General features: G+C 26.7%; 24 protein-coding genes. 19 read left to right on the forward strand and 5 right to left on the reverse strand.

Features of this window, described 5'->3' with window-relative positions:
• Positions 1–293: 293 nt before the first annotated feature.
• The 15 genes from MBORA_RS09955 to MBORA_RS10025 all read left to right on the forward strand — a co-directional run bounded on the left by MBORA_RS09955 (position 294) and on the right by MBORA_RS10025 (position 14,312).
• Positions 294–1,409 carry an ABC transporter substrate-binding protein gene (locus MBORA_RS09955; RefSeq protein WP_052331790.1) on the forward strand — a complete coding sequence of 372 codons (1,116 nt, stop codon included), beginning with the start codon at positions 294–296 and terminating at the stop codon, positions 1,407–1,409.
• A gap of 23 nt (positions 1,410–1,432) precedes the next feature.
• Positions 1,433–2,482 (forward strand): methyltransferase, encoded by a 1,050-nt coding sequence (locus tag MBORA_RS09960; protein WP_169805479.1) that lies wholly within the window; start codon positions 1,433–1,435, stop codon positions 2,480–2,482.
• Positions 2,483–3,529, forward strand: coding sequence for a FecCD family ABC transporter permease (locus MBORA_RS09965; RefSeq protein WP_063720627.1), 1,047 nt, complete (start codon positions 2,483–2,485; stop codon positions 3,527–3,529). It begins immediately after the preceding gene.
• Between the two features lie 29 nt (positions 3,530–3,558).
• Entirely contained in the window at positions 3,559–4,293 is a 735-nt protein-coding gene (locus MBORA_RS09970) for an ABC transporter ATP-binding protein (RefSeq protein WP_211258400.1), read from the forward strand.
• Between the two features lie 158 nt (positions 4,294–4,451).
• Positions 4,452–4,667: an Asp-tRNA(Asn) amidotransferase subunit GatC gene (gene gatC / locus MBORA_RS09975; protein ID WP_042692707.1), complete on the forward strand. Its 216-nt coding sequence runs from the start codon at positions 4,452–4,454 to the stop codon at positions 4,665–4,667.
• 13 nt (positions 4,668–4,680) lie between these two features.
• Positions 4,681–5,166 carry an amino acid-binding protein gene (locus MBORA_RS09980; RefSeq protein WP_042692703.1) on the forward strand — a complete coding sequence of 162 codons (486 nt, stop codon included), beginning with the start codon at positions 4,681–4,683 and terminating at the stop codon, positions 5,164–5,166.
• An 8-nt stretch (positions 5,167–5,174) separates the two neighbouring features.
• A complete protein-coding gene (locus MBORA_RS09985; protein WP_063720628.1) occupies positions 5,175–6,194 on the forward strand; it encodes a homoserine dehydrogenase in 1,020 nt (339 codons plus the stop codon).
• A 40-nt stretch (positions 6,195–6,234) separates the two neighbouring features.
• A complete protein-coding gene (locus MBORA_RS09990) occupies positions 6,235–7,473 on the forward strand; it encodes a cofactor-independent phosphoglycerate mutase (RefSeq protein ID WP_063720629.1) in 1,239 nt (412 codons plus the stop codon).
• A 71-nt stretch (positions 7,474–7,544) separates the two neighbouring features.
• On the forward strand, positions 7,545–8,909 hold the full coding sequence (locus MBORA_RS09995; RefSeq protein ID WP_042693259.1) for an MATE family efflux transporter: 1,365 nt from the start codon (positions 7,545–7,547) through the stop codon (positions 8,907–8,909).
• An 18-nt stretch (positions 8,910–8,927) separates the two neighbouring features.
• The gene (locus MBORA_RS10000; RefSeq protein WP_042692699.1) at positions 8,928–9,707 is read left to right on the forward strand and encodes an alpha/beta hydrolase; all 780 of its coding nucleotides are present in this window, start codon (positions 8,928–8,930) and stop codon (positions 9,705–9,707) included.
• A 40-nt stretch (positions 9,708–9,747) separates the two neighbouring features.
• Complete coding sequence (locus tag MBORA_RS10005; protein ID WP_042692696.1) at positions 9,748–11,364, forward strand: CTP synthase; 1,617 nt, start codon at positions 9,748–9,750, stop codon at positions 11,362–11,364.
• Between the two features lie 83 nt (positions 11,365–11,447).
• Entirely contained in the window at positions 11,448–12,317 is an 870-nt protein-coding gene (locus MBORA_RS10430) for a prepilin peptidase (protein ID WP_081738348.1), read from the forward strand.
• Complete coding sequence (locus tag MBORA_RS10015) at positions 12,318–12,746, forward strand: class III signal peptide-containing protein (protein ID WP_042692693.1); 429 nt, start codon at positions 12,318–12,320, stop codon at positions 12,744–12,746.
• Positions 12,747–12,820: 74 nt separating this feature from the next.
• Positions 12,821–13,627: a hypothetical protein gene (locus MBORA_RS10020; RefSeq protein ID WP_042692690.1), complete on the forward strand. Its 807-nt coding sequence runs from the start codon at positions 12,821–12,823 to the stop codon at positions 13,625–13,627.
• A 4-nt stretch (positions 13,628–13,631) separates the two neighbouring features.
• Positions 13,632–14,312, forward strand: coding sequence for a diphthine--ammonia ligase (locus MBORA_RS10025; protein WP_063720630.1), 681 nt, complete (start codon positions 13,632–13,634; stop codon positions 14,310–14,312).
• 1 nt (position 14,313) lies between these two features.
• Here the strand turns inward: MBORA_RS10025 and MBORA_RS10030 are convergent, their stop codons facing one another.
• The 3 genes from MBORA_RS10030 to MBORA_RS10040 are packed head-to-tail and all read right to left on the reverse strand — an operon-like array spanning position 14,314 to position 15,994.
• Positions 14,314–14,853 (reverse strand): AAA family ATPase, encoded by a 540-nt coding sequence (locus MBORA_RS10030; protein WP_063720631.1) that lies wholly within the window; start codon positions 14,851–14,853, stop codon positions 14,314–14,316.
• A gap of 9 nt (positions 14,854–14,862) precedes the next feature.
• Entirely contained in the window at positions 14,863–15,600 is a 738-nt protein-coding gene (locus MBORA_RS10035) for a phosphopantothenate/pantothenate synthetase (protein ID WP_042692685.1), read from the reverse strand.
• A 10-nt stretch (positions 15,601–15,610) separates the two neighbouring features.
• Complete coding sequence (locus MBORA_RS10040; RefSeq protein WP_042692683.1) at positions 15,611–15,994, reverse strand: hypothetical protein; 384 nt, start codon at positions 15,992–15,994, stop codon at positions 15,611–15,613.
• An 827-nt stretch (positions 15,995–16,821) separates the two neighbouring features.
• On the opposite strand from MBORA_RS10040, the gene MBORA_RS10045 reads away from it, so the two are divergent.
• The 3 genes from MBORA_RS10045 (at position 16,822) to MBORA_RS10055 (ending at position 20,486) form a co-directional block, all read left to right on the forward strand.
• Positions 16,822–17,871 carry a ribonuclease H-like domain-containing protein gene (locus tag MBORA_RS10045; RefSeq protein ID WP_042692679.1) on the forward strand — a complete coding sequence of 350 codons (1,050 nt, stop codon included), beginning with the start codon at positions 16,822–16,824 and terminating at the stop codon, positions 17,869–17,871.
• A gap of 1 nt (position 17,872) precedes the next feature.
• Positions 17,873–19,375, forward strand: coding sequence for a HEAT repeat domain-containing protein (locus MBORA_RS10050; RefSeq protein ID WP_042692676.1), 1,503 nt, complete (start codon positions 17,873–17,875; stop codon positions 19,373–19,375).
• A gap of 82 nt (positions 19,376–19,457) precedes the next feature.
• On the forward strand, positions 19,458–20,486 hold the full coding sequence (locus MBORA_RS10055; protein ID WP_042692673.1) for a M42 family metallopeptidase: 1,029 nt from the start codon (positions 19,458–19,460) through the stop codon (positions 20,484–20,486).
• Between the two features lie 49 nt (positions 20,487–20,535).
• On the opposite strand, the gene MBORA_RS10060 is transcribed toward MBORA_RS10055, so the two are convergent.
• Together MBORA_RS10060 and MBORA_RS10065 are read right to left on the reverse strand one after the other, a co-directional pair.
• Positions 20,536–21,972, reverse strand: a complete 1,437-nt coding sequence (locus tag MBORA_RS10060) for a Mur ligase family protein (protein ID WP_063720632.1) — start codon at positions 21,970–21,972, stop codon at positions 20,536–20,538.
• A gap of 209 nt (positions 21,973–22,181) precedes the next feature.
• Positions 22,182–22,745: a sugar O-acetyltransferase gene (locus tag MBORA_RS10065; RefSeq protein ID WP_042692670.1), complete on the reverse strand. Its 564-nt coding sequence runs from the start codon at positions 22,743–22,745 to the stop codon at positions 22,182–22,184.
• Positions 22,746–23,418: 673 nt separating this feature from the next.
• Between MBORA_RS10065 and MBORA_RS10070 the strand changes: the two genes are divergently transcribed.
• Positions 23,419–24,411: a class I SAM-dependent methyltransferase gene (locus MBORA_RS10070; RefSeq protein ID WP_042692666.1), complete on the forward strand. Its 993-nt coding sequence runs from the start codon at positions 23,419–23,421 to the stop codon at positions 24,409–24,411.
• The last annotated feature ends 265 nt before the right edge of the window (positions 24,412–24,676 follow it).

The following is a 24,676-nucleotide window of genomic DNA, read 5'->3' on the forward strand; positions in this document are numbered from 1 at the left end:
CGTTAAACATTATAATTATTCAATTTAATTTATCTGTTGAACATTCCAAAGATATATTATATGTTCAAATTAAGGAAAATTGGGATGTATTAAAAAGCAGATGATTTTTTAACAAATTAATAATTATGTTTAAAACTTTTTAACAATATTTAAATAGTACTAATTGAAATAACTTATAAATAATAGTAGTATTATTTAAATATATTTTTGTATTACTAATTTATTGTTTTTAGCTATTTTAGTAATACTTTCTGTTTTTTTAAAATACTATTATTATTTTAGAGGTATTTAAAATGGATAAAAAGATTTATATTGGGCTTATTGTTGTTGTCATTGCGATAATTGCTATTGTTGCATTTAATTTTAATGATAATTCCAATGAAAGTTCAAATGGAATGATATCAGTACAAGACATGGCAGGAAGAACAGTTAATGTTCCTGTTAATGTAGAGAAAGTTGTAGGTGTTGGATGTAGTGCAAGAGAGATTGTTTATCTTGGTGCAGAAGATAAAATTGTAGGAATTGAACAGATAGAATCTAATTCTCAAGGAGCTTGGGGTAATGAGTTACCATATATTAAATCTAATAAGGATTTAATGGATTTGCCAATCATTGGTAATGCAAAAACAGATACGGTAGATTATGAAAAATTATCAAGTTTAAAACCAGATGTTGTATTTGCAGGAACTCCTGAACAAGCTAATTTAATTCAAAATAAAACAGGCATTCCAACAATTGTTACATATGTTGGAGCTGTTGGAACAGAGCAACAGATGGAAAAATATGAAAATTCCTTAACTATGATGGGAAAAGTTTTAGGTAAAGAAGATAGAGCTAGTGAATTAATTGGTTATATGGATGAAATTGAAAAGGATCTTAAAGATAGAACAAATAATGCTAAAAAAGATAAAAAAGTGTATATTGCAGGACAAGCATTTTATGGAGTTCATGGTATAACTTCTACTAATCCGTATTATCCTTCATTTATACATTTAAATGCAACAAATGTTGCAAGTGGTGTTGGTGGAGATAATGCAACTGTACATGCAATCCAAATAGATAAAGAGCAATTGATTCAATGGAATCCAGATTATATTTTTATTGAAGGTGCAAGTAATCAAGTTATTAAAGATGATATTTCTAAAAACCCTGATTATAAGAATATGAGTGCTATTAAAAATAAAAAAGTTCATAATTTATTAACTTATTGTTTGTATAGCTATAATAAGGAAGAAATGTTTGCAAACTCTTATTATGTTGGTAAGATTTTATATCCTGAAGAATTTGCTGATGTTGATATAGATAAAAAAACTGAGGAAATATTCATTAAATTCAATGGAGATAATGGTGGAGATGCTGCAAAAAATATAACATCTCATTATAAGGCATTTGAAGAAACAACAATTTAGTTTTCTTTTTATGGATGATATTTATGGATATTATGGAAGAACCTTCAGTTTCTGTTTTAGAATTTGAAAAAATTTTAAATGATGCAACAAAAGGAATTAAAGTATTTAATATTATAAAAACATCGTTAAATATTGGTTTATTTGATGTTTTAGAAAAGAAACATACTTGTTTAGAACTTTCTAATAAATGTTCAATTGACTATGACATGTTTTATTATCTTTTGGAAGCTTTAGTAAAATTAGATTTAATTGAAGAAAAAAATGGGTATTATATTAATAAAGAGATTTCTAATATCTATTTAAACTCAAATTCTTATTTCCAAAGAAAAACAATAATAAAATCTTTAAATCAACCTTTATCCAATTGGAATGATTTAGAAAATGTTTTATACTCTAAAGAGATAAAACAAGATGAAAACTTTTTTAAATTTATTATTAAAGCAATGGCTGAAGATGCTGTATCTGGAGAACTACAAGAAACTCTAAATATAGTTAATAATTATGATGAATTTAGAAATTCTAAAACTTTATTGGATATTGGTGGAGGGCATGGATTATATTCTATAGGATTTAAAAAATTAAATCCAAATTTAAAAGCATTTGTTTTTGATTTTCCAGATGTTTTAAATGAAACTAAAAAATTTTGTGATAAATTTAATTCTGATATAAATTTAATTTCTGGAAATTTCTATGAAGATGATTTAGAAGGTTCTTATGATATAATATTTTCTTCGTATAATCCTGGTGGAAAAAATGCGAAAATCGCAGAAAAAATTTATAACTCATTGAATATGAATGGGCTTTTTATAAATAAACAATATTTTCCAACTAAAACAGAATTAAATTTAAATGATATTTTGAATAATTTAGAATGGAATTTTACAAACTTTGATAAATCAAATAAAGGAAAAGTAAGATATACATTTAAAAATGACTTGTCTTATGATTCTTATTTGAAAAATTTAGAAAATCTTGGTTTTGATATTTTAGACATATTTCCAATTAATCATCATAATGCTTCTTTTGGAACAACAGCCGAAGACAAAATCATAATTGCAAAAAAAGTGAGATAGTTGAAGTTGAATACTAAATCCTACCAAGATTATATAAACAGAAAGTTTGTAATCATTTTAATCTTATCTATATTATTATTAGTAGTATCTTTATTTTCAATAAAAGTAGGTGCTACTAACTTAAGTTTTAAACAAATATTACTTTCTATTTTTTTTGATACAGAGGATTCATCAATAATTTGGAATATTAGAATATCAAGAATTGTTGTTGCAATTGTTGCAGGGATTTTTATGGGTGTTGAGGGTACAATTTTACAATGTGTACTTAGAAATCCTCTTGCAAGTCCTTATACAATGGGCATTTCACAGGGTGCTGCTTTTGGAGCTTCATTTTCAATTATTATTTTAGGTGCAGGAACATTGTATAGTTCTCAAGCAGATGCAGTAATATTAAACAATCCTTATTTAACAGTATTTTTTGCTTTTATAGGTGCTTTAATTGGTGTTATTGCAATTATCATAATTTCTAAAATTCGAAATTTAACTCCAGAAGTAATGATTCTTGCAGGAGTAGCAATGAGTGCATTATTTTCAGCAGGAACCATGTTTTTGCAGTATTTTGCTAGTGATACTCAAGTTGCTGCTACAATATTTTGGACATTTGGGGATGTTAGTAGAGCTGTTTGGAATGATTTTTGGATCATGTTAATAATACTTATTCCAAGTTTAAGTTATTTTATTTATCATTCCTGGGATTATAATAGTCTTTCTGCAGGGGAGATTACTGCTAAAAGTTTTGGAATTAACACTGAAAAAATTCGGTTGATTGCTTTATTATTGTCTTCGTTTACAGCAGCACTAACAGTTGCTTTTTTAGGAGTTATTGGATTTGTAGGATTAATAGCTCCACATATTATGAGAAGAATCTTAGGTAATGATCATAGATTTTTAATTCCATCAGCAGGATTGTTAGGTGCTTTAATTTTATTAATCTCAGATACATTGTCTAGATTAGTCATAGCACCAATTATTTTGCCTGTAGGTATAATAACTGCATTTATGGGTGCGCCAATGTTTCTTTATATAATTATAAAAATGAAGTATTAAGTGATTTTATGCTTTTGTCAGTTAATAATATGGAGTTTTCTTATAAAGATAGAAAAATATTAAATGGAATTAATTTCACAGTTGAAAAAGGAGATTTTATTTCTATTTTAGGAATTAATGGTTCTGGAAAATCTACACTTTTAAAGTGTATAAATAAGATATTAAGCTATGAAAAAGGTTCTATTTTATTAAATGATGAAGATATTAAAAATATTGATAATTTTAAAATAGCCCAAAAAATTGCTTATGTTCCACAAAAATTTTCAGTTGAGAGATCAACAGTTTTTGATGCTATTTTACTTGGAAGAAGACCATATATAACATGGAATGTATCTAAAGAAGATATTGAAATTACAGAAAATGTAATGAAATTATTGAATATTGAATCCTATGCCTTAAGATATATTAATGAGCTTAGTGGTGGTGAATTACAAAAAGTTGTTTTAGCTCGTGCACTTGTTCAGGGTCCTGAAATTCTTCTTCTTGATGAACCTACTAGTGATTTGGATTTAAAAAACCAATATGATGTAATGAATTTACTTAAAAAAATATCTAAAGATAAAAAAATAACTCCAATAGTTGTTTTACATGATATAAACTTAGCTTTAAGATATTCTAATAAATTTATTCTACTGAAAAATGGTAAGGTTAAATGTGGTGGGGAAGATGCAATTAATTCAAATACCATAAAAGAAGTATATGGCATAGATGCATATGTTAAAGACATAAATGGTATTAAAACAGTTATTCCAAAACCTTATTAATTTTTTTTAATTTTTAATAGTTAAATCTTTTTTTATATTTCAAATTTTTCTTTTGTTATTTAACACTTAAAACTTTTAACGATAATACAATTAACTGCAAATATTTATTAATATTGAAAAATAAAATACTCATATTATTAATGTAGGAGTTTTTAATAATGACAATCGAAAAAGATGCAGAGGAAATCATTGATAAATTTTCAAAAACATTAGAAAATATTCCAGATTTAGAGGAAACATGGTATATTACTGACAATTTAAATTTAACTCGTGATGATGAATCCCATGAGAAAAATCCTGAAAAAATTTTAAGAAATGCTAGAATTGATAAAGATGGGAATTTAATAGTTAAAAAAGCAGATTGGACAAATTAAATACGGTGATTTTATGAGAATGGATTTAGTTCTAGAACTTTTAGATGTTCCAGGGCAATTAGTTTCAGTTTTAGAACCTATTAGTGGCCTTGGTGCAAATTTAGTAACTGTTATCCATAAAAGAGATGCTAAAAATGAAAAAGGTATGATTCCTGTTCAACTTACATTAGAAGGTGAACAAGAAAACCTTAATCGTGTAATTCAAAGATTTGAAGAATTAGGAATCTCTATTATTGAAATGGATGGTGTTGTTAAAAAAGAAATAATAAGTACAATCCTTATTGGTCATATTGTAGATAAGGATGTGCAAGATACAACAGAAAGAATTAATGCGTTAAATGGTGTTTATGTCGTTGGTTTTGATATTAAATTAGATGGTGAAGATAAATCTACTGCTTTACTTAATCTTGAAACGGATTTTGGTCAAAAACAATATGTATTTAATGAAGTTAAAAAAATTGCTGAGGAAAAAAATTTACTTATGATTAATGAAGTTTAGGGATTAATATGAATGAATGTAAAATCATTATAATGGGGTTTGGAGCTGTAGGTCAAGGAATAGCTCGTGCAATTTCATTAAAAAAAAATATGATTAGAGAAAAAGTTGGCATAGATTTAAAAATTGTTGCTGCAGCAGATTCATCTTCATCTGCAATTAATATTGATGGTTTAGATGAAGAATTACTTGTTGATGTAAAAAACAATGATGGAAACTTATTAAATTACCCTGAATGTGGTAGTGATGTAGCAGGTGCAAATGTATTGGATGCTGTTGAATATGATTGTTTAATGGAAGCAACTCCTACTAATATAGTTGATGCTGAACCTGCATTTTCTTTAACACTTAAGGCTTTTAATCAAGGAAAAGATGTAGTAACATCTAATAAAGGTCATTTAGCACTTAAATTCAGGGATGTTGTTAATGCTGCTCGTGAAAACAATGTAGAATTTAAATATGAAGCAAGTGTTGGAGGAGCAATGCCAATTATTAATTTTACTAAAGAAACACTTTCATCTTGCGGTATTAAATCAATTATTGGTATTTTAAATGGTACTACAAATTACATTTTATCAAGAATGACTTCTGAAGGCTCGGCTTATGATGTTACTTTAAAAGAATCTCAAGAGTTAGGAATAGCTGAAACAGACCCGACTCAAGATGTAGATGGTATTGATGCAGCTTGTAAAACTGTAATTTTAGCTAATTCTCTTTTAGGAATTGATGCAACTTATAGTGATGTTAAAGTTGAAGGTATCTCAAATATTAACTCTCAAGCTATTGAACTTGCAAATAAAGATGATTATTTAATTAAGTTAATAGCTGAAGTTTCTCCTGATAATTTACAAGTTTCTCCACGTTTAGTTAAAAAAGGAAGTTCTTATGATGTAAGTGGAACTTTAAATATGGCAACCATTCACACTGATTTGGCTGGAGATATAACTGTAATGGGACTTGGAGCAGGTTCACTTGAAACTGCCTCAGCCATGTTAACTGATTTAATTAGTATTTTAAAAAATAAAAACTAATTAAAAAGTTTTTTTTTTATTTTTTTTTATAAGTGATATCATGAAATATGTGATTTTTATCCCTGATGGGTCTAGTGATTTTCCAATCGATGAACTTGAAGGTAAAACTCCTTTACAAGTAGCTAATACTCCAAATATTGATAAATTAGCTAAAAATGGTTTTGGGGGTTTAACCAATAATGTTCCTGATGGTTATACTCCAGGTTCTGATGTAGCTAATATGAGTATTTTTGGATATAATCCAGCAGATTATTATACTGGTAGGGGACCTCTTGAAGCAGGTAGTGTTGGTATTAAAACATCAAAAAATGATGTAATATTTAGATGTAATACTATAACTGAAAAGGATAATGTTATGGACAATTTTAATGCAGATCATATTAGTTCTGAGGAAGCAGATGTTTTATTAAATGCATTGAATGATTATTTCAGTGATAAATATGAGAATTTTAAAGGTAAATTTTATACTGGAATTAGTTATAGGCATTTATTTGTTTATTCTTGTGAAAATCAAGAAGATGTTGAGCTATTAGCTAATTTAAAAACAATACCTCCTCATGATATTGTTAATGGATCATTAGATGAAAATACTTCATCAGTAATTGATGATGCATGGAATCATAATTTAGCTCAATTTATTAAAAAAATAATGTATGAAACACAAGATATTCTAAAGGAACATGAAATTAATAAAAAAAGAATAAGTGAAGGTAAAAAGCCAGCTAATATGCTTTGGTTGTGGGGTCAAGGTGTAACTCCATCATTACCTGATTTTAAAGAAACTTATGAATTGTCTGGGGCAGTTATAACTGGAGTAGATTTATTAAAGGGTATTGCTCTTTTTGCAAATATGGAAGTTGTTGATGTGCCTGGTGCTACAGGATTTTTCGATACAAACTATGAAGCAAAAGGAAAATATGCTATTAAAACTTTAAAAGAAGTAGATGTTTTATTTATTCATGTAGAAGCTCCAGATGAAGCAGGACATGCTCAACTTATAGATGAAAAAATAAAAGCTATTGAGAGAATTGATGAGTTTATTGTAGGGCCTGTAATAGAGAGTTTAAATGGTCAGAAATTTAAAGCTGCAATATTGCCAGATCATCCAACACCAATAGCTCTTGGAACTCATACAAGAGATGATGTGCCATTAATTATATATTCATCAACAAAAGAAGGGGATGATTGTGAATCTTTTGATGAATTTGGGGTTTTAAAAGGTTCATTAGAAAAAAAAGAAGGATATAAATTATTATCTAGACTAATTAATGATTTTTAAATTGTGGAGTAGTTATATGTTTTACTTAAAAAAAATTTTAAAATTGACTGAATATTAGGTTAAATCCAATGATGAAAGAACTTATAAGAACTCCAGATAATTATTTATTCTCAAATAAAGCTTTATTTTATTTGTTTATTCCAATTTTAATAGAACAGGCTTTAGAGTTCTTTGTAGGTTTAGCTGATTCAATAATGGTTGCATCTTTAGGAGAAGTGGTTATTTCTGGAGTTTCTCTTGTTGATTTTTTAATGCAATTATTAATTTTTGGTTTTTCAGCACTAGCTACGGGGGGAGCTGTTGTAGCAGGTCAATATTTAGGTGATAGAAAATTTAAAGAAGCAAATAATGCTTCTAATCAATTAGTTTGGTTTTCTGCAATTTCATCATTTGTATTAATGATAATTGTTTTACTTTTAAGATTCTTTTTAATTAGTTTATTATTTGGTGAAATTGAAGCAGATGTTTGGATTAATGCTGAGAAATATTTGTATATTGTAGCATTATCAATTCCATTTATTGCAATATATAATGCTGGTGCAGCTATTTTTAGAACAATTGGTAATTCATATTTACCTATGAAAATAATGATTGTTTGTGATATTTTAAATGTCGTGGGTAATGCGTTTTGTATTTATTATTTAGGTTGGGATGTTCGGGGTGTTGCTATTCCAACAGTAATGTCTAGATTTTTATCAGCAGCTATTATAATGTATTATGCTCTTGATAATAAAAATAAATTACATATTAAAAGGACTTTTAAACATAGATTTGATTTTAGTATACTTAAAAAAGTATTGGATGTGGGAATTCCATATGGTATTGAAAATGGATTATTTCAACTTGGCCGTATTTTAGTTTTAAGTTTAGTTTCAACTTTTGGTACTTTGGCAATTGCTGCAAATTCTGTTGGATATGCAATTGGTATATTTTCAGTTTTACCAGGTTTTGCAATTAATTTAGGTCTAACAGCTATTATTTCACAATGTGTTGGTGCTAATGATTATGAACAAGTAAGATATTACAATAAAAAATGTTTATTTATCGTTTTTGTATTTCATGTAATTATTAATTTAATTATTTTTGCAATTCTCCCTGTGATCTTAGGGGTTTATAATTTATCTTCACAAACTGCTGCAATGGCGTCTGAAATGATTATATGGCATGGTATTTTTGCAATTGTAATATGGCCTATATCTTTTACGCTTCCATCTACATTTAGAGGAGCAGGTGATTCAAAATCTGTCATGTTTATAAGTTTATTTGTAATGTTTACTTGTAGAATTGCTTTATCTTATGTTATTGCTGATTGGATGGATATTGGAGTATTTGGAACATGGATAGCCATGTTCATTGATTGGTATGTAAGAGCAGGATTCTATCTTTATAGATACTTTTCAAATAAGTGGACAAAATATAGAGTTGTTGCTTGGTAGAGTTAAAGGGTGATATTTATGGTATTATTTAGAGGAGACATTAAATGTAAGTCATTGCAGAGAAGAACATCTATAAGTGTTATTCTACCTGCAGATAATATACATTTTTTAGATGATAGACAGGAGGTTATAGAACAACCATATAGGACATTGTACTTATTACATGGTCTTTATGGTAGTGATGATATATTTTTAGCTAATACTTCTATTCAGAAATTTGCAGAAGATGCAGGAATTGCTGTTGTAATTCCATGTGGTGAAAATAGTTTTTATTTAAATCATTTAAAGTCTCATGAATTATATGCAGATTATGTAGGTCAAGAACTTCTTGATATTACAAGGAATATATTTCCATTGTCTTGTAAAAGGGAAGATACTTTTATAGCTGGTTTTTCAATGGGAGGGTATGGAGCTATTAGAAATGGATTAAAATATTCTCATAATTTTTCTAAAATTGGTGCTGTATCTGCTGCTTTAATTACGGACGATGTTCATTTGTTGGATGAAAATAATAATGTGTTATATTCAAGATCATTTGCAGAAAGTTGTTTTGGCAATTTAGATGAAGTTATTGGAAGTGACGTGGATCCAAAATATTTAATTGAACATACTAAGAATATTCCTGAAATATTCATGGCTTGTGGATATGATGATTTTTTATATGATAAAAATGTTGATTTTTACAATTTTTTACATTCAAAAGGAGTTAATTCTAAATTTATTCAAGCTGAGGGTAAACATGATTGGGAATTTTGTGATAAGTATATCAAGGAATTTATTAAAACACTAATTTTATAAATTAAGAAAATCTAAAATTGTAGTATATTAATTTTATTTAATGGAGAGGATTTTTCTGACAAAGTATATTATTATAACAGGTGGGGTTGTTAGTTCAATTGGTAAAGGAATTACTTCTGCTTCTATGGGTAGGATTTTAAGATCTTATGGATTGAATGTAGGGGCTATTAAAATAGACCCGTATTTAAATTGGGATTCTGGAACATTGAATCCTTATCAACATGGAGAAGTTTTTGTAACTTCTGATGGAATGGAAACTGATTTAGACTTAGGACATTATGAAAGATTTTTAGATGTTGAATTACAAGGTTTAGCAAATATTACAACTGGTAAAGTATATAAATCAGTTATTTCAAAAGAAAGAGAAGGTAAATTTTTAGGAGCTTGTGTGCAGGTTATTCCACATATAACTAATGAAATTAAAGAAATGATTAGAGCTACTTCTGAAACTGGAAATTATGACGTTGTTTTAATCGAACTTGGAGGTACTGTTGGGGACATTGAAAGTCAACCATTCCTTGAAGCTTTAAGACAATTACGTAATGAAGAACGCTCTGAAAATGTCATGTTCGTCCATGTTACATTTATTCCCTACCTAAATGCAGCTGGTGAATTTAAAACAAAACCAACTCAACATTCTACCAAAGAATTAAGAAGTATGGGTATTAATCCTGATGTTATAGTATGTAGGTCTCAAGAACCTATTGATAAAGCTTTGAGAGATAAAATCGCTCATTTTTGTGATGTAGATCCAAAAGCAGTTGTAAATACTCCTGATGCAACTACTATTTATGAAGTACCATTAGTCTTAGAAGAAAACAATATTGGTGCATTAATTGTTAATAGAATTGGTTTAGATGTAGTTTCTGATTCTTCAAAATTATGTGGTTGGAGTGAAATTGTTAAATCTCTTAAAATTGATAATCCAGTTGTAACAATTGGCATTGTTGGAAAATATGTTGAGCTTGAAGATGCATATATTAGTATTAGAGAGTCCCTGCAACATGCAGCAGCTAGTATTGGTGTTAAAGCTAAAATTAAATATTTAAGTTCTGATGTTGAAAAACTTGACATTGAAGCTATGAGTGAATTTGATGGTATTCTTATTCCTGGTGGATTTGGTGAGAGAGGTTTTGAAGGTAAATTAGATGCTGTAGATTATGCTATTGAAAATAATATCCCTTTATTTGGAATATGTTTAGGAATGCAGTCTATGGTTACACAATTTGCAAGACGTAATGGTTATCTTGATGCTAATAGTTCTGAATTTGATAGTGAAATTAATCATCCTGTTATTGATATGATGGAAGAACAAAAGAAAATCAAAAATATTGGTGGAACAATGCGTTTAGGTTCTTATGATTGTAAAATCATTGAAGGAACAAAAACTTATGAAGCTTATAGTGAATTAGATATTAAAGAGCGTCATAGGCATAGATATGAATTCAATAATGATTATAGAAATGATTTACAAGAAAAAGGTTTAATAATTTCTGGTACTAGTCCAGATGACTTTTTAGTTGAAATTATTGAATTGCCAAATCATCCATGGGCTATTGGTTGTCAGTTCCATCCAGAATTTAAATCAAGACCTAATAGACCACATCCGTTATTTAAATCATTTGTTAAAGCTAGTTATGATTATTCTAAAAACTAGTTTTCTCATTTTTTTATTTTAAAAACAATTTTTTAAGTCTAATTTCTATCTAATTAATATTTTTGATTGTTTAATTTATTAATATGGATTTTAGTGTTATATTTTTAATTCAAATTATTATTACAATACTTTTCTGTTTAATTGCTGCAATTTTTGATGTAAGACTTAGTTTTATTCCTGATGAATTAAATTTTTCTTTACTAATTTTTGGATTAACCTCAAATTTGATTTTATCAATATTTTTAAATAACAGCAAATTCATTTTGTGCTCATTTATTTCTATGATTATAACTTATGCTATATCTTTATTATTATGGAAATTAAATATTTGGGGTGGTGGTGATGTAAAATTGTTAACAGCTATTGCTACAGTAATACCGATTGGTATTGAAATACCGACTTTAAATATTTATCCGTTATTATCAATATATCCATTTTCATTTACAGTAATAATAAATAGTATTTTAGTTTCATTTCCTTATTTAGCAATAGTTTTTATGCATTTTAACTTTAAAAATGACTTATTTAATCGAAATATTGATTTATTAGTGAATATTTTCAATATAAACAGCTTAATATTATTATTAGATATGAGTTTTAAAAAAGTTGTCAAAGTTAAAGATTTAAAAGAAGGAATGATAGTTGATGATTTTTATTTTAATAATGAACATATTTGTTTTTTAATAGATGATATTAAAGGAAATTTAAAAGTTTATAAAACTAATGGCAATTCTGATTTTAAATATTATTTTAAATCTCAAACAGCAGGTGGAATTACACTTAAGGATGTTTATTTACTTAAAATTATGAATTCTCAGAATTTTATTTCTTCTGAAATTACAGTAAAAATGGCTTTTCCATTTGTTCCATCCATATTGGTAGGACTATTAATAGCTATTTTTCGGGGTGATTTAATGATGTTATTTATAAAAAACTTATTTGTGGTGATTTAATTGAAAATAGATAATCAAGGACAGGTTTCACTTGAATATTTACTAATATTTGCAATATCTCTAATAATTCTAGTTGCATTTACCTTGCCATTAGCAGAAATTAGCATTGAAAATACAATGGACATTACAAATGTTTTAAATGCAAAATCAGATTTATCTAAAATATCCTCTCAAATTAACCAAGTTTATAGTGAAGGTGAGGGATCAAAACATACAGTTTTTGTTCACAAAAAAAATTCTATTAAAATTAAAGTTGAAAAAAATAAGATTTATTCTAATTTAAAACTCAATAATGGTGATTATAAAAAAATCAAAACATCTCACAAATCAAATTTAAAAAGTACATCATTATATCTTTATAAAGGTAAAAATATTCTTGTAATAGAATGGCCTGTATCAAGTGACAAAATGGTAATTTATCGTAAATAATCCTTATTTTTACAAAATTATTTTATACATTAGTTATATAAAATTAACAATACTGTTAAATGGTGTGTGAATTTATGGATTTTATAACTGCGACTATTTACATCATTTTGTTTGTAATAATGATGGTATTTGTATTTTCAATAGGAATGCTGAGAAGATACATGCCAAGAAAAGAGGTTATTCTAGTTCTCGTTGTTGCTTTTTTAATTGGCTCAATAGGTGGGGCATTTTTCTTAGATCCAATTTATGATGAGTTACCTTCTGTTGTTAGTTCAATTGAGAAAAATATGCCTGGTAATGAAGAGACATTATATTTGGATTTTTCTTCATCGGTTGATGCTGTGGAATTAGAAAAAAACTTATCTGGTACTGAAGGTTTTAAATTGTACAATGAAACGGGCATAACTTTCACTATGTGGGCTTTTAGTGAGGTGGAACAAAGTTATTTTGAGGAAATTATTGGTAATATTGATTCACATTATACAAATTACACAGTTAATAAGTCTGGTGTGATTAACATAAGTATTGAAGATAATTATACTGCAGCTCAAGCTTTAAAATCATTTTCTGATTGGTATAAATTAGTTTATGGTGGAACCATGACTTATGCTCAGGTTCATGCTGTTTTAGTTGTTGATTCATCTTCATTAGACACTTTTGAAGAAAATTTACTTGAAAGAGGAATTGTTGCTTCACGAATTGATGGACCAATTCAAGATAGTATTAATGCTACAAATTCTTCAATGTTTACAAATTATGAATTTATATTAATTTGTGGTGGTGTAGGAGTAGTAGTTTCTGTTATTGGGATTTTCTTTGAATCATTTGTTATTGGTTGGAGAAAATTCAAAAAATTTCTAAGAGAAAAACGTAAACGGTAAATTCATGAAATCTGCAATCTTATTTTCAGGGGGAAAAGATAGTATAATGGCTTTGTATGAAGCTTTAAATAGGAATGAAGATGTTCAATATCTTCTTTCTATGAAATCTACAAATGATGAATCATACATGTTCCATGTTCCTAATATTCACTTAACTACTTTACTTGCAGAAGCACTTGATATAAAGTTAATGCTAGTTCCAACTAATGGTGTTAAGGAAAAAGAACTTGAAGATTTAAAACTAGCTTTTCAAAAACTTAAAAATTTAGGCATCGAAACTATATACACAGGTGCACTTTATTCAATTTATCAAAAATCAAGAATTGAAAAATTAGGTAAAGAGTTAGATTTAAAAATAATCTCTCCATATTGGCATGTTGATGAGTTAGAATACATACGAAAAATTGTATCAGTAGGTTTTAAAATTATAATAAGTAGTGTAGCTGCTTATGGTCTTGATGAATCATGGTTAGGTAGATTAATAGATGATGAAGCTATTGATGAGTTAGTTAAACTTAATGAAAAATATAAGATTAATATAGCTTTTGAAGGTGGAGAAGCAGAAAGTTTAGCTATTGATGGACCTATATTTAAAAAAAGAATTAAAATTTTAAAAGATAGAAAAGAATGGCACAGGGATAGTGGTGTGTATATTATTGAAGATGCTATCTTAGAAGATAAATGATTTATAAATCAATTTCTTCTAAAAATTTACTTATTTTATTAGTATAGCTTTCTAAATCGCTTTCATTTATAATGATCTTGTTAGATAATGATATTACATTTCCAATACCAAAATCTAATTCCATTTGATCTCTTTTTTTGAAATCATCATAACTTTTAGAGTCATCTTCCCGATTTCTTTTTTGTAATCTTTTGAAACGTAAATCAGGATTTGCAAAAATTGAAAGAACAATAAACTTTTTAAAGTTCTCTTTAAACATATCTACTTCAAATGGGCTTCTAATACCTTCAACGATGATAGGGGTTTCAATACCTTCTTCTCTGAGTTTTTTAATTTTTTTAATTGTTAATTCAGAAACAATATAATCTCCGTGTTCAGCTCTAAGATTTTGAGCAGTTTCTTTTGAGCTTTCACCTCTTTTTTTAGCTTTTTCACGAATAATATCTCCCATACTAACGATTATTGCACCTTTTTCACTAGCCATTTTTGAAACCAAGCTCTTCCCAGATCCAGGTAATCCAGATATTCCAATTATTTGCATTATTTTTCCTCAATTATTTAATTTAATTTGTTCTAATGATTCTTTAAGATTATCTTTATTATCAAAATCATTAATCATCTCAATTAAGACTTTTTTGTCTTGTGTTTTTAAGTCTTTAGCTATTTTAGTCATAAATGGGATAGCTCTAACAATATTGTCCATAATTGATATATTTGACATTTTTGATGTTCTAGATAATGGGTTTAAATCAATAGTTATTATATTTTTACCACTTTTTTTAAGTATTTCTGCTCTATCTCCATCTTCAAGAGGGATAAGAATTGTATCTGCTGAATATATTCCATTTTTACTAGCCGTAGCTCTAAGATTTTTAATTTCATTTAAATATTTAATTTCATCATCTAGACTTCCTAAAATATTTAAATATCCATGATTTTTATATAATTCGCTAATAAGTTTAACTCGTTTATCAGTTCTATAAAATAAATTAATTTCAATTTTTGCATTAACTGTCTTTGCAAATTTAATTATTTCATCAATAGCTAAAGCAGTTGTGTTTCCATTTACTGAAATAACTGGATTTTTTGATAATAACATAGTAGCTACTCCAGCATACATTGCTCTTTTAGCAGGATAGGTGGTTCTTTCACCAATTAAATAATCGAAAGCTTCTCCTCGTCCATGTGCAATCATTGCGGAGTCTGCTAAGTAACCATCTTTAGAAGCTTTTACAATTTTGTCTCTTAAAAGTAATGATTCATATCGTGGGTGTGATTTTGGTATCATGTCAACATCTCTATTTTAATTCAATTTCCATTTCTGCTAAATAACCTAAAAATGATGTAATTAATAAGGTAAGTATAACCATTGAAATAATATGCAATGGATAATCTTCAACGATTAAAGTTGTATTTTTAGGTAGTATGAAAAATAATAAATCACAAATGGTATCTACAATTATAAATATTATTCCAACTAATATTCCTTCGTAAGTCTCATTTTCTTCTATATTTCTAATATATAATATTCCAAAAAAACTAGTAACAATAACAATAACTACTGGCACTATAATTGTAATATAAGGAATATTATCTATAAAAATAGGATTTAACATAGTTGAAATAACATAAGTTAAGAACCATATTAATATTCCATATATAATAGCTAATTTTAATTTCATAATACAACCTTAAAAAAACAATTAATAATTATTTATTGTTTTGAAATATTTATATTTTTTAGATATTTTTATTTTATATTAATTTAATTAAATAGTGCTGGAGAGTGTAGGATTGAATTTTTATGGAAAAATATAGATAGAAAAATATGGTTAGATATTTCAAGAGCAATAATGATTATTCTTGTTGTATGTGGTCATTGTGACAGTTTTTATTTCTGAAGTATTCAGAAATTTACATGTTTATTTTTATAAGTGATCTTTTTTCATTTTTAAAAAAGAAGAGTTGTTCCAATTTATAAATATCATTTAATTTATGAATTAAGGTCATTGTAATAAACTGATAAGTTTAGGAGTATTTTAGCACATGGTCAAAAGAATTTACCAAATTATTGCATTTCATTTGTTTTGTTTAAAATTGTGATGTTGTTCAATTATTTAATGGATATATTGATTTTGGTCAGTTAGCTATTCTTAATAGAGCTACAATGATAATCTTTGTTATTTAGTACTTGTTTTATGTGGAGTATTTAATCCATTATTAAATAAGTTACATTTTATTAAAAAAGTAAAAAAAGATTTATTTTATCTTAATTAAAAATTAGGGTAGTTAGGTGAATTAATAATACTATTAATCACCTAACAGCTTGTTATTACAAGCTTTTGAGAAACGAATTCTAAATTTGGCTGTTTAATCTATCTCTGGTTACATAATGTAACCATAATATTAATTATGCTTTTAACATATATAAAGTTATTCAAAATTTATAAAAACTCAACTTAACTTTATTATAAACTTTATATTAATTTAAAAATATACTAATTAATGAATGACACACAATAATGAACATGAAAATTATTTGTTAAATAATATTTTGGCAAATTCAATATCTTCAAAAAATCCTTCAAATGAAGCTAAAGAACTGGCAAGAAAAAATTCTTATTCTTATTTTGAAGATTTAAAAAATAACCTCTTAATATCTTATAATGGTATGAAATTAACAGATATTAAAGGAAGCAAAGTAATTGGCACTGATTATGGTGAAACATTAAAAATCATTGACAAACAAAAAATTGATTTCAATTTAAAAGATAATGATTTCAAAAATCAAATGAATCATAATCTTAAATTACTTCCAGGTATTGGAATTAAAACTGAAGAAAAACTAAAAAATGAGGGATTTAAAACAATAAGCTCTCTTAAAAACCATGATAAGTATTCAAATAGTGCATCTAAATTAATGTCCAATATTGATGAAATGTCTTTTTCACAAGTTGTTGATTTGTTAAGTGAAAATAAATATACTAAAAAATGTAGGAACAATTTAATTAAATGCATAAGTCTTACAGATTATGAAAACCTTAAATTTATGGATATTGAAACATTAGGACTTTCAAATGTTCCAATTATATTAATTGGTGTTGCTGAGATTAAAAATGATAAAATAATCTCCTCACAATATTTTTTAAGGGATTATTCAGAAGAATCGGCTATTATTGATGCATATTTATCTCATTTAGATGAAGATTCAGTTCATTTAACCTTTAACGGTAAAAGATTTGATGTGCCATTTATTAGAAATAGATGCTTGTACAATAGAATTGATCTAAAAATGAGATTACCACATGTTGATTTAATGTTATTCGCAAGAAATTTATGGAAAGATCAGATTCCAAATTTCAAACTCCAAACAATAGAAAAAGAACTATTTGGAATAGAAAGAGTTGATGATGTTCCAGGTCAGTATATTCCTGATTATTATAAAACTTATTTATCAAAAAACAATATTGGGTCGATGATTCCAATAATAGAACATAATCGTCAAGATATTGTTTCACTAGCTAGTTTTTTAATGAAAATGTATGGGGATGTAAATTAATATGGGATTTTTAAACAGATTTAAAAAAGATAAAAAGGAAGAAAAAAAGCCAAAAAATATTAAAAGTATTGATGAAATACCTCAAGACCAAATTGATCTTAAAAAAATAGCTATGACTAGTAAAGATAGAAATGAAAGAGCTTTTGCTGCTGATAATATCACTAACCAATATGTTTCACTAGATTTAGCTAAAAATGTAACTGATAGGGCCATTAGATTAATTGCAATTAATAATGTTAAAGATAAAGATTTATTATGGGATGCAGCTTTAAATTCAAAATTTTATGATGTTAGAAGTTTTGCCTATGAAAGATTAGGTGAAAACAACAAATCAATAGCAGAAATTGTAATCAACAAAAAAAGACAAACAAATGTTACTGAAATGTTTAACAAAATTGAGGATGAAGAAACTCTTAAATGGATAGCTAGTGACGCTATTGATAAAAAATATAGGCGTGAAGCTTTGGAAAAAATCGAAAATGAACGTTTATTAATAGATTTAGCATTAAACGCTAATGATAAATTTATTAGGAAATCTGCTGTAAATAAAGATCAATTTATAAAAGAAGATGTTTTAGAAAGAGTAGCTATTGAAGATAATGATGAAGAAGTTAAAATTGCAGCTGTAAATAAGTTAAGAAGTGAAGAGAGATTAGCTAATATTGTTAAAAATGAAGAAAATGCTAAAATAAGAAATATTATTTTTGGTAAAATCAAAAATCTTAATCTTTTAAGAGACATTGCAATAAATTCAGAAAAATCTGATGTAAGATTAGATTTAGTAAATAAAATAGATAATTTTGAATTAATAGAAGAAATAGCTTTAAATGATGTTGATAAAGTAATTAGAACAGAAGCCTGTAAAAGGATAGAAAATCAAGAAATATTAATTAAAATAGCTTTAAATGATGAAGATAGTTTTGTTCGCCAAACTGCTGTTAGCCACATTTCTGATGTAGCTATTCTTATAGATATTGCACTTAATGATGAAGATCAATTTGTAAGAAATCATGCTATTTCAAATCCAAACTTATGTGATGAAAAAGATTTTACTTATATAACAATAAACAATCATCATGAAGAAAGTGCTTTAGAAGCTATGAAGCATATTAATAGTGAAAAATATTTTATTGAAATATTACATGATGCTAAAATAGAATCAGTTAAAAGGGCTACATTAAAACATATCGATGATTTAAAAGAGTTGGTTCTAATAGTTTTAAATAATTCTGATGAAGAATTCAGTTTAAAAACTTTAGATAAAATTACTGATCAAGAAATTTTATTTAAGATATATGAAAAAAATGTATCTGAAAACATTTCAGTTTCAGCAGTTTCTAAAATAAAATCTCAAAAAGTATTAATTAATTTAATTAAAGATGAAGAATCTTGGAGAATTCGTGAAGCAGCTGTTAAAAACATTTCTAATAAAAAAGTTTTAAAAGAAGTTTCTATTTCTGATGAAAGTGAATATGTAAGAAATGTTGCTAAAAATAGATTATAGAAAATAAAAATTATACTTACCTAAAAACTTATTTATGTATATATTAAATAAGTTAATGTTGTAAGAATTTTTTGGTGATACAATGGAATTAATGAAAGAACTTTCTTTAGCACCCGGTGTATCTGGATCTGAAGATGAAATTGCTAAAATTATTGAAAGAGAATTAAAAGATGTTGCTGATAAAATCGAAAGAGACAGTATGGGAAACATTATAGCCACTAAAAAAGGTGAAAAGAAGGCTCCATCTGTAATGTTAGCATCTCACATGGATGAAATTGGATTAATGGTGAGATATATCGATGATAATGGTTTTGTCAAATTCTCAAATATTGGTGGAATTAATGATCAAATGTTAATGAATCAGACAGTAACTATCCACAGTAGTATTGGAGAAGATATTGTTGGTGTAATCGGTTCAAAACCACCTCATGTTACTAAAGCTGAGGAAAGAAATAAGGTGGTTAAAGCTGATGATATGTTCATTGATATTGGTGCAAAAGATAAAGAAGATGCAGAAAAAATGATCCGTATTGGAGATAAAATGACTTTCAATTCATTATTTGAGTTTTATCCTAACAATTTAATCATGGGTAAAGCATTAGATAATCGTGTTGGTTGTTATGTGATGATGGAAGTTTTAAAAAGAGTTAATACAAGAGCTACTGTTTATGGTGTAGGTACTGTTCAAGAAGAAGTAGGTCTTAAAGGTGCTAAAACTTCAGCATTTAAATTAAATCCAGATTTAGCTATTGCTCTTGATGTAACTTTATCTGGTGATCATCCGGGAATTAAATCAGAAGAAGCTCCGGTTGTTATAGGTAAAGGTCCAGCTATTATTCTAGCAGATGCAAGTGGACGTGGAATATTAACTCAACAATCTATAAAAGATTTACTTGTTAAATCTGGTGATGAAAATGAAATTCCATACCAACTTGAGGTAAGTGATGGAGGAACTACTGATGGAACTGCAATTCATTTAACTCGTGAAGGAATTCCAACTGGTGTTTTATCTGTTCCTACTAGATACATTCATACTCCTGTAAGTGTTTGTAGTATGGAAGATATTGAATCTACTATTCAATTAATTACAGCGGCTATAAATTCTTTATGAATAGTTAGTAGTGATTAAAGGTACTTTTAGTACCTATTACTTTTAATCATCAAATAAAATCATTTTTAATTTTACTTTTAAGTTGCTCCCAAATTAGTTGTTCATCACCACAACCAGTAATTATTATATTTTTATATTTTGATTCTTTTATTAGTTTTTCAATGCTTATTACTCTTTTTTCGATTTCTTTGTTTTCACATGGACTAAAATTTGCGTTAAATTCATTTTTGATTTGATTATAATACGTTTCTGCAGCATCTATGGAGGTTCTTCCTGGAACAATAACTAAATGATTTGGTTGGATTAATTTAATTGATTCAATGTGGTCTTCAAAGATTTCTTCTTCACCTATATCTGGTGTTGTATATATAAATTCTACTTCATCGTTAAGATATTGTTTCATAAGTAAGATATTAGCTTTTAAAGCATCTCCATTGTCTCCTTGTCCAAGTCCAATATTTTTTCCACTTGGGGTGATAATAACTTCAAATCTTCCTGGAGGTACAATATTCATTGTAAGTGATGAAAAGATTTTCTTTGCTGTTGTTTCAATTTTTTCAGGGCTTGGTGTAAAGCTAGCATATGTGGTTAGTGAACATAATGTATTGTATAAATTATGAATTCCAAATGGAGGAAGGTTAGTATTAAACTTAAAAAAAACATTCTCTTTTTCGCAGTAATTATAAACATTGCCTTCAATTGTGATATTCCATTGTGTAGGTTCTATTTTTAAATCAGTAATTTTTACATCTGGTTCTGGTCTTTTAAACCCACATTCACATTCATATATTCCGCGATGATTCATAAAATTTTTATGATATTTAATTTCTTTTTTACATACAGGGCATTGAATTGGGGATTCATTAAAGAAATCTTCAATATCTAAATCACAATCAAAGCCATAATAATTGACTTTAATATCTTTTTCTTTGTTTTTTCCAATAAATGCGGTTCTTGGATCATCACTATTAACAATCACTATTCCTTTTTTCATATTTTTACAAAGAGCGCTTTTTGCATCAAAATATCTTTTAAATGGGTTTTTTACACCAAGAACTTGTGTGTGCTCTCTAGATATTGTGGTGTATACTACTCCAATAGGATCTAAAAGTTTTTGAATTTTTTCAGGTATTCCATGTTCAAAATTACGTATACCATATTCAAATACTCCAATTTTTGCATTGTTTTTAAGTAATCCAGTTGCAATTGCATTTATAGTATTACTTTCAAAATTATAACAAATATCTGTATCATTTGCGAGTAATTTTATTAACATCATGGTTGTTGTAGTTTTACCGTTAGTGCCAGTCAATATTATAGAACCTATTTCTGGTTCTTGAGCTAGATTATTTAAAGCGTCATATGATCCAAATTTTAAAAATAACCAACCTGGAAAACTTTTTCCCATACCTCCTTTTAGACCTACAAGTTTTATTCCTAATTTTCCCATTAATTTAGCAAATCTGTATCTTATAATATTTGTCATATAAACATTATGTATATTTTTATTATTATTTAAATACTATTATTATTTATTTATTTTAAATAGTATTCATTAATTAATATTATTTAATGTTTTTTGTTTATTTCACATTGTTATATTCTTTATAATTTTCTTTAATGTTTCTTATTTTAATTAGTTCGCTTTGTCTTGAATAGTTATTAAAAAAGCTATTATTGAATATTCAAAAAAATTTAAAGATCATTTTCAAGTTTTCTAACGACCTTTGCAGGAACACCTAAAACTAGAGAGTTGTCTGGAATATCTTTAGTTACAACAGCTCCTGCTCCAACAACAACATTATTTCCAATGTTTACTCCAGGGAGTATTGTTACATTACCACCTAACCAAACATCATCACCAATTTTAATTTCTGATGCTTGTCCTAAGTGCTGACGACGTTTTTTTGGTGTTAATGGATGACCAACAGTAGTAATTAATGTATTTGGGCCAATCATTACATTATCTCCAATATACACTTCTTTAATATCTAAAATTGTCAAATTAAAATTTCCTGTGAAATTATTACCTATATGAATGTTTTTACCATTATCACAGCTAAATGTCTTTCCAATCCAGACTTTTTCACCAACAGAGCCTAACATTTCTTTTAAGAAAGCATATTGGGCATCTAAATCTTCATCATCAATGCTATTGTAAATTTTACAGTTTTGAACTGCCTTTAATTTTAATGCAGTGACTTCTTCATCATCGTAACAATATTCAAGACCGGCTTTCATTTTCTCAATTTCTTTCATAGTTAATTATATTATTAATTATATTTAAAATATTTAATGGATTACAACGATTCTTAGAGTAAAAAACATTTTAAATATGGGTAGGACAGTAAAAGCACCACCATCTAAAGCTATTCTTACTGTGCAGTTATTTTAGCAGCATTATTTAATGGAACTTCAATTGTATGGTATGTTATATTCTGAAGGATACTTTAGCATAAATAAAAGTTTTTGAAAGCTTAGAAACTAAAATTACAAAAACTTATATTGTTATTAAATTTATTTTAAAACTCTAAACAAGGAAATAAATTTATTTAGGGGGCTGAATTTTTTAGTTCTTGAATAATGGTTGTATGGCTGTTTTTGAGTGGAATCTTTGTGATGTGATTAGGTTTCCTAAAAATACATTTAAATATACTGTTTTTTCAACTGATTGGTTTGAATTTTTTTCCATTGGTCTATTTTTTTTAGGATAATTTGTGTTTTAAATGGTTATAAAATCTTTTTTCAGTGTATTCGCTAAAATTAATTTTTTTTATCAGAATTGTTCTTTTTTTATTAAAAAGAAGATTATAATATATTTTGTCAGCTTATCATTGATTTTTGATAGACACTCTTTAATTTTTTTTCTTTAATGATTATATTTTTATACTACGAATATAAATTTAGTTATACCTAATATAAGGTGATTATCATGGGAGAATATATAGAAAAACTAGCTGAATATTCATATCTAAAAATGTATTCACAAACCTTAATAGCAGCATTAAATTTAGATTTTTTCTCAAATTTAAAAGAATTTAGAACTAGTAGTCAAATTGCAGAAATAATGGATTTACATAAGGATAATACAGAATATTTCTTAAATGCATTATATAGTCTGAATTTTATTACTAAACAGGATAATAAATATAAAAATACTGAAGATACGGCAAAATATCTTATTAAAGATAGTCCTTATTATACAGGGAATATTTTAAAAATTTTTTCAGGAATTAATGACTTTTCTAATTGGGATATTGTAGATTTAATTAAAAATGGACCTAATAAAAATTTTCAAAATGAAAATGCAATGTATTTTGATGAATTTTATAAGGAATTAAAAGATTCACAAACTGGAATTCGTCAAGTTGAGATATTAGATATTGTAAAGGATCTTGAAGAGTATCCTAATATTAAAAATATACTTGATTTAGGTTGTGGAGCTGGACTTTTAGGTTTATCAATTGTTAAATCTCGTGAAGATATAAATGCTACATTATTTGACATGCCTCCAATGGAAAACCTAATTAAAGAATGTATATCTGAAAATGAACTAACACAAAGAGCTAAAATAAAATTAGGTGACTATATGAATGATGATATAGGATCTGACTATGATTTAGTAATTGCGATTAATACTTTAAATTTTGCTAAAAATAACATGAAATTAATCATTGAAAAGATTTACAATAGTTTAAATGATAATGGTGTTTTTGTTGCGATTATTGATGAAGTTAAAAGTGATTTTTCAAATCCTAAAGAAATTGTTGTATCTTGGCTTCCATATGCATTTAATGGAGTCGATATGTATTTAGTAGAGGATTATGTTAAAGATATAGCATTAGATGTGGGATTTAAAGATATTAAAGTTGAAAAAAAAGTTTTAGCTTCAGGGCCTATGAGTATAAACATATTTAAAAAATAATTTATTTTTCTTTTATTTTTTAAGGGGTTTGTCAATAAATCCATTTTTTCGTAATTTTTCTTGTTTCTTCTATTTTTAAGTTAATTTGGTTTTGGTTTTTATTTTAGAGTTCTTTGGTTCTTTTATTTTTTTTACATGTTTTTGATTGTTTTCAATCGTAATTTTTATTAAATTTGAATTTCAAAAATTAAATTGAACTTCCATTCTTTGGATTTCTATGTTTCATTCAAAAATGGTCGTTTATGATACAGCGTACAGTCTATCT

The sequence above is a fragment of the Methanobrevibacter oralis genome, assembly GCF_001639275.1.
Classification (GTDB): domain Archaea; phylum Methanobacteriota; class Methanobacteria; order Methanobacteriales; family Methanobacteriaceae; genus Methanocatella; species Methanocatella oralis.

Bases quoted from the DNA above. Each gene is read 5' to 3' on its own strand.
- MBORA_RS10000 (WP_042692699.1), top strand. From the start codon at position 8,928: ATGGTATTATTTAGAGGAGACATTAAATGTAAGTCATTGCAGAGAAGA.
- MBORA_RS10070 (WP_042692666.1), top strand. From the start codon at position 23,419: ATGGGAGAATATATAGAAAAACTAGCTGAATATTCATATCTAAAAATG.
- MBORA_RS10005 (WP_042692696.1), top strand. From the start codon at position 9,748: ATGGAGAGGATTTTTCTGACAAAGTATATTATTATAACAGGTGGGGTT.
- gatC (WP_042692707.1), top strand. From the start codon at position 4,452: ATGACAATCGAAAAAGATGCAGAGGAAATCATTGATAAATTTTCAAAA.
- MBORA_RS09970 (WP_211258400.1), top strand. From the start codon at position 3,559: ATGGAGTTTTCTTATAAAGATAGAAAAATATTAAATGGAATTAATTTC.
- MBORA_RS10025 (WP_063720630.1), top strand. From the start codon at position 13,632: ATGAAATCTGCAATCTTATTTTCAGGGGGAAAAGATAGTATAATGGCT.
- MBORA_RS09955 (WP_052331790.1), top strand. From the start codon at position 294: ATGGATAAAAAGATTTATATTGGGCTTATTGTTGTTGTCATTGCGATA.
- MBORA_RS10430 (WP_081738348.1), top strand. From the start codon at position 11,448: ATGGATTTTAGTGTTATATTTTTAATTCAAATTATTATTACAATACTT.
- MBORA_RS10055 (WP_042692673.1), top strand. From the start codon at position 19,458: ATGGAATTAATGAAAGAACTTTCTTTAGCACCCGGTGTATCTGGATCT.
- MBORA_RS09980 (WP_042692703.1), top strand. From the start codon at position 4,681: ATGAGAATGGATTTAGTTCTAGAACTTTTAGATGTTCCAGGGCAATTA.
- MBORA_RS09985 (WP_063720628.1), top strand. From the start codon at position 5,175: ATGAATGAATGTAAAATCATTATAATGGGGTTTGGAGCTGTAGGTCAA.
- MBORA_RS10060 (WP_063720632.1), bottom strand. From the start codon at position 21,972: ATGACAAATATTATAAGATACAGATTTGCTAAATTAATGGGAAAATTA.
- MBORA_RS10035 (WP_042692685.1), bottom strand. From the start codon at position 15,600: ATGATACCAAAATCACACCCACGATATGAATCATTACTTTTAAGAGAC.
- MBORA_RS09990 (WP_063720629.1), top strand. From the start codon at position 6,235: ATGAAATATGTGATTTTTATCCCTGATGGGTCTAGTGATTTTCCAATC.
- MBORA_RS10030 (WP_063720631.1), bottom strand. From the start codon at position 14,853: ATGCAAATAATTGGAATATCTGGATTACCTGGATCTGGGAAGAGCTTG.
- MBORA_RS09960 (WP_169805479.1), top strand. From the start codon at position 1,433: ATGGATATTATGGAAGAACCTTCAGTTTCTGTTTTAGAATTTGAAAAA.
- MBORA_RS09995 (WP_042693259.1), top strand. From the start codon at position 7,545: ATGAAAGAACTTATAAGAACTCCAGATAATTATTTATTCTCAAATAAA.
- MBORA_RS10050 (WP_042692676.1), top strand. From the start codon at position 17,873: ATGGGATTTTTAAACAGATTTAAAAAAGATAAAAAGGAAGAAAAAAAG.
- MBORA_RS10020 (WP_042692690.1), top strand. From the start codon at position 12,821: ATGGATTTTATAACTGCGACTATTTACATCATTTTGTTTGTAATAATG.
- MBORA_RS10065 (WP_042692670.1), bottom strand. From the start codon at position 22,745: ATGAAAGAAATTGAGAAAATGAAAGCCGGTCTTGAATATTGTTACGAT.
- MBORA_RS10045 (WP_042692679.1), top strand. From the start codon at position 16,822: ATGACACACAATAATGAACATGAAAATTATTTGTTAAATAATATTTTG.
- MBORA_RS10040 (WP_042692683.1), bottom strand. From the start codon at position 15,994: ATGAAATTAAAATTAGCTATTATATATGGAATATTAATATGGTTCTTA.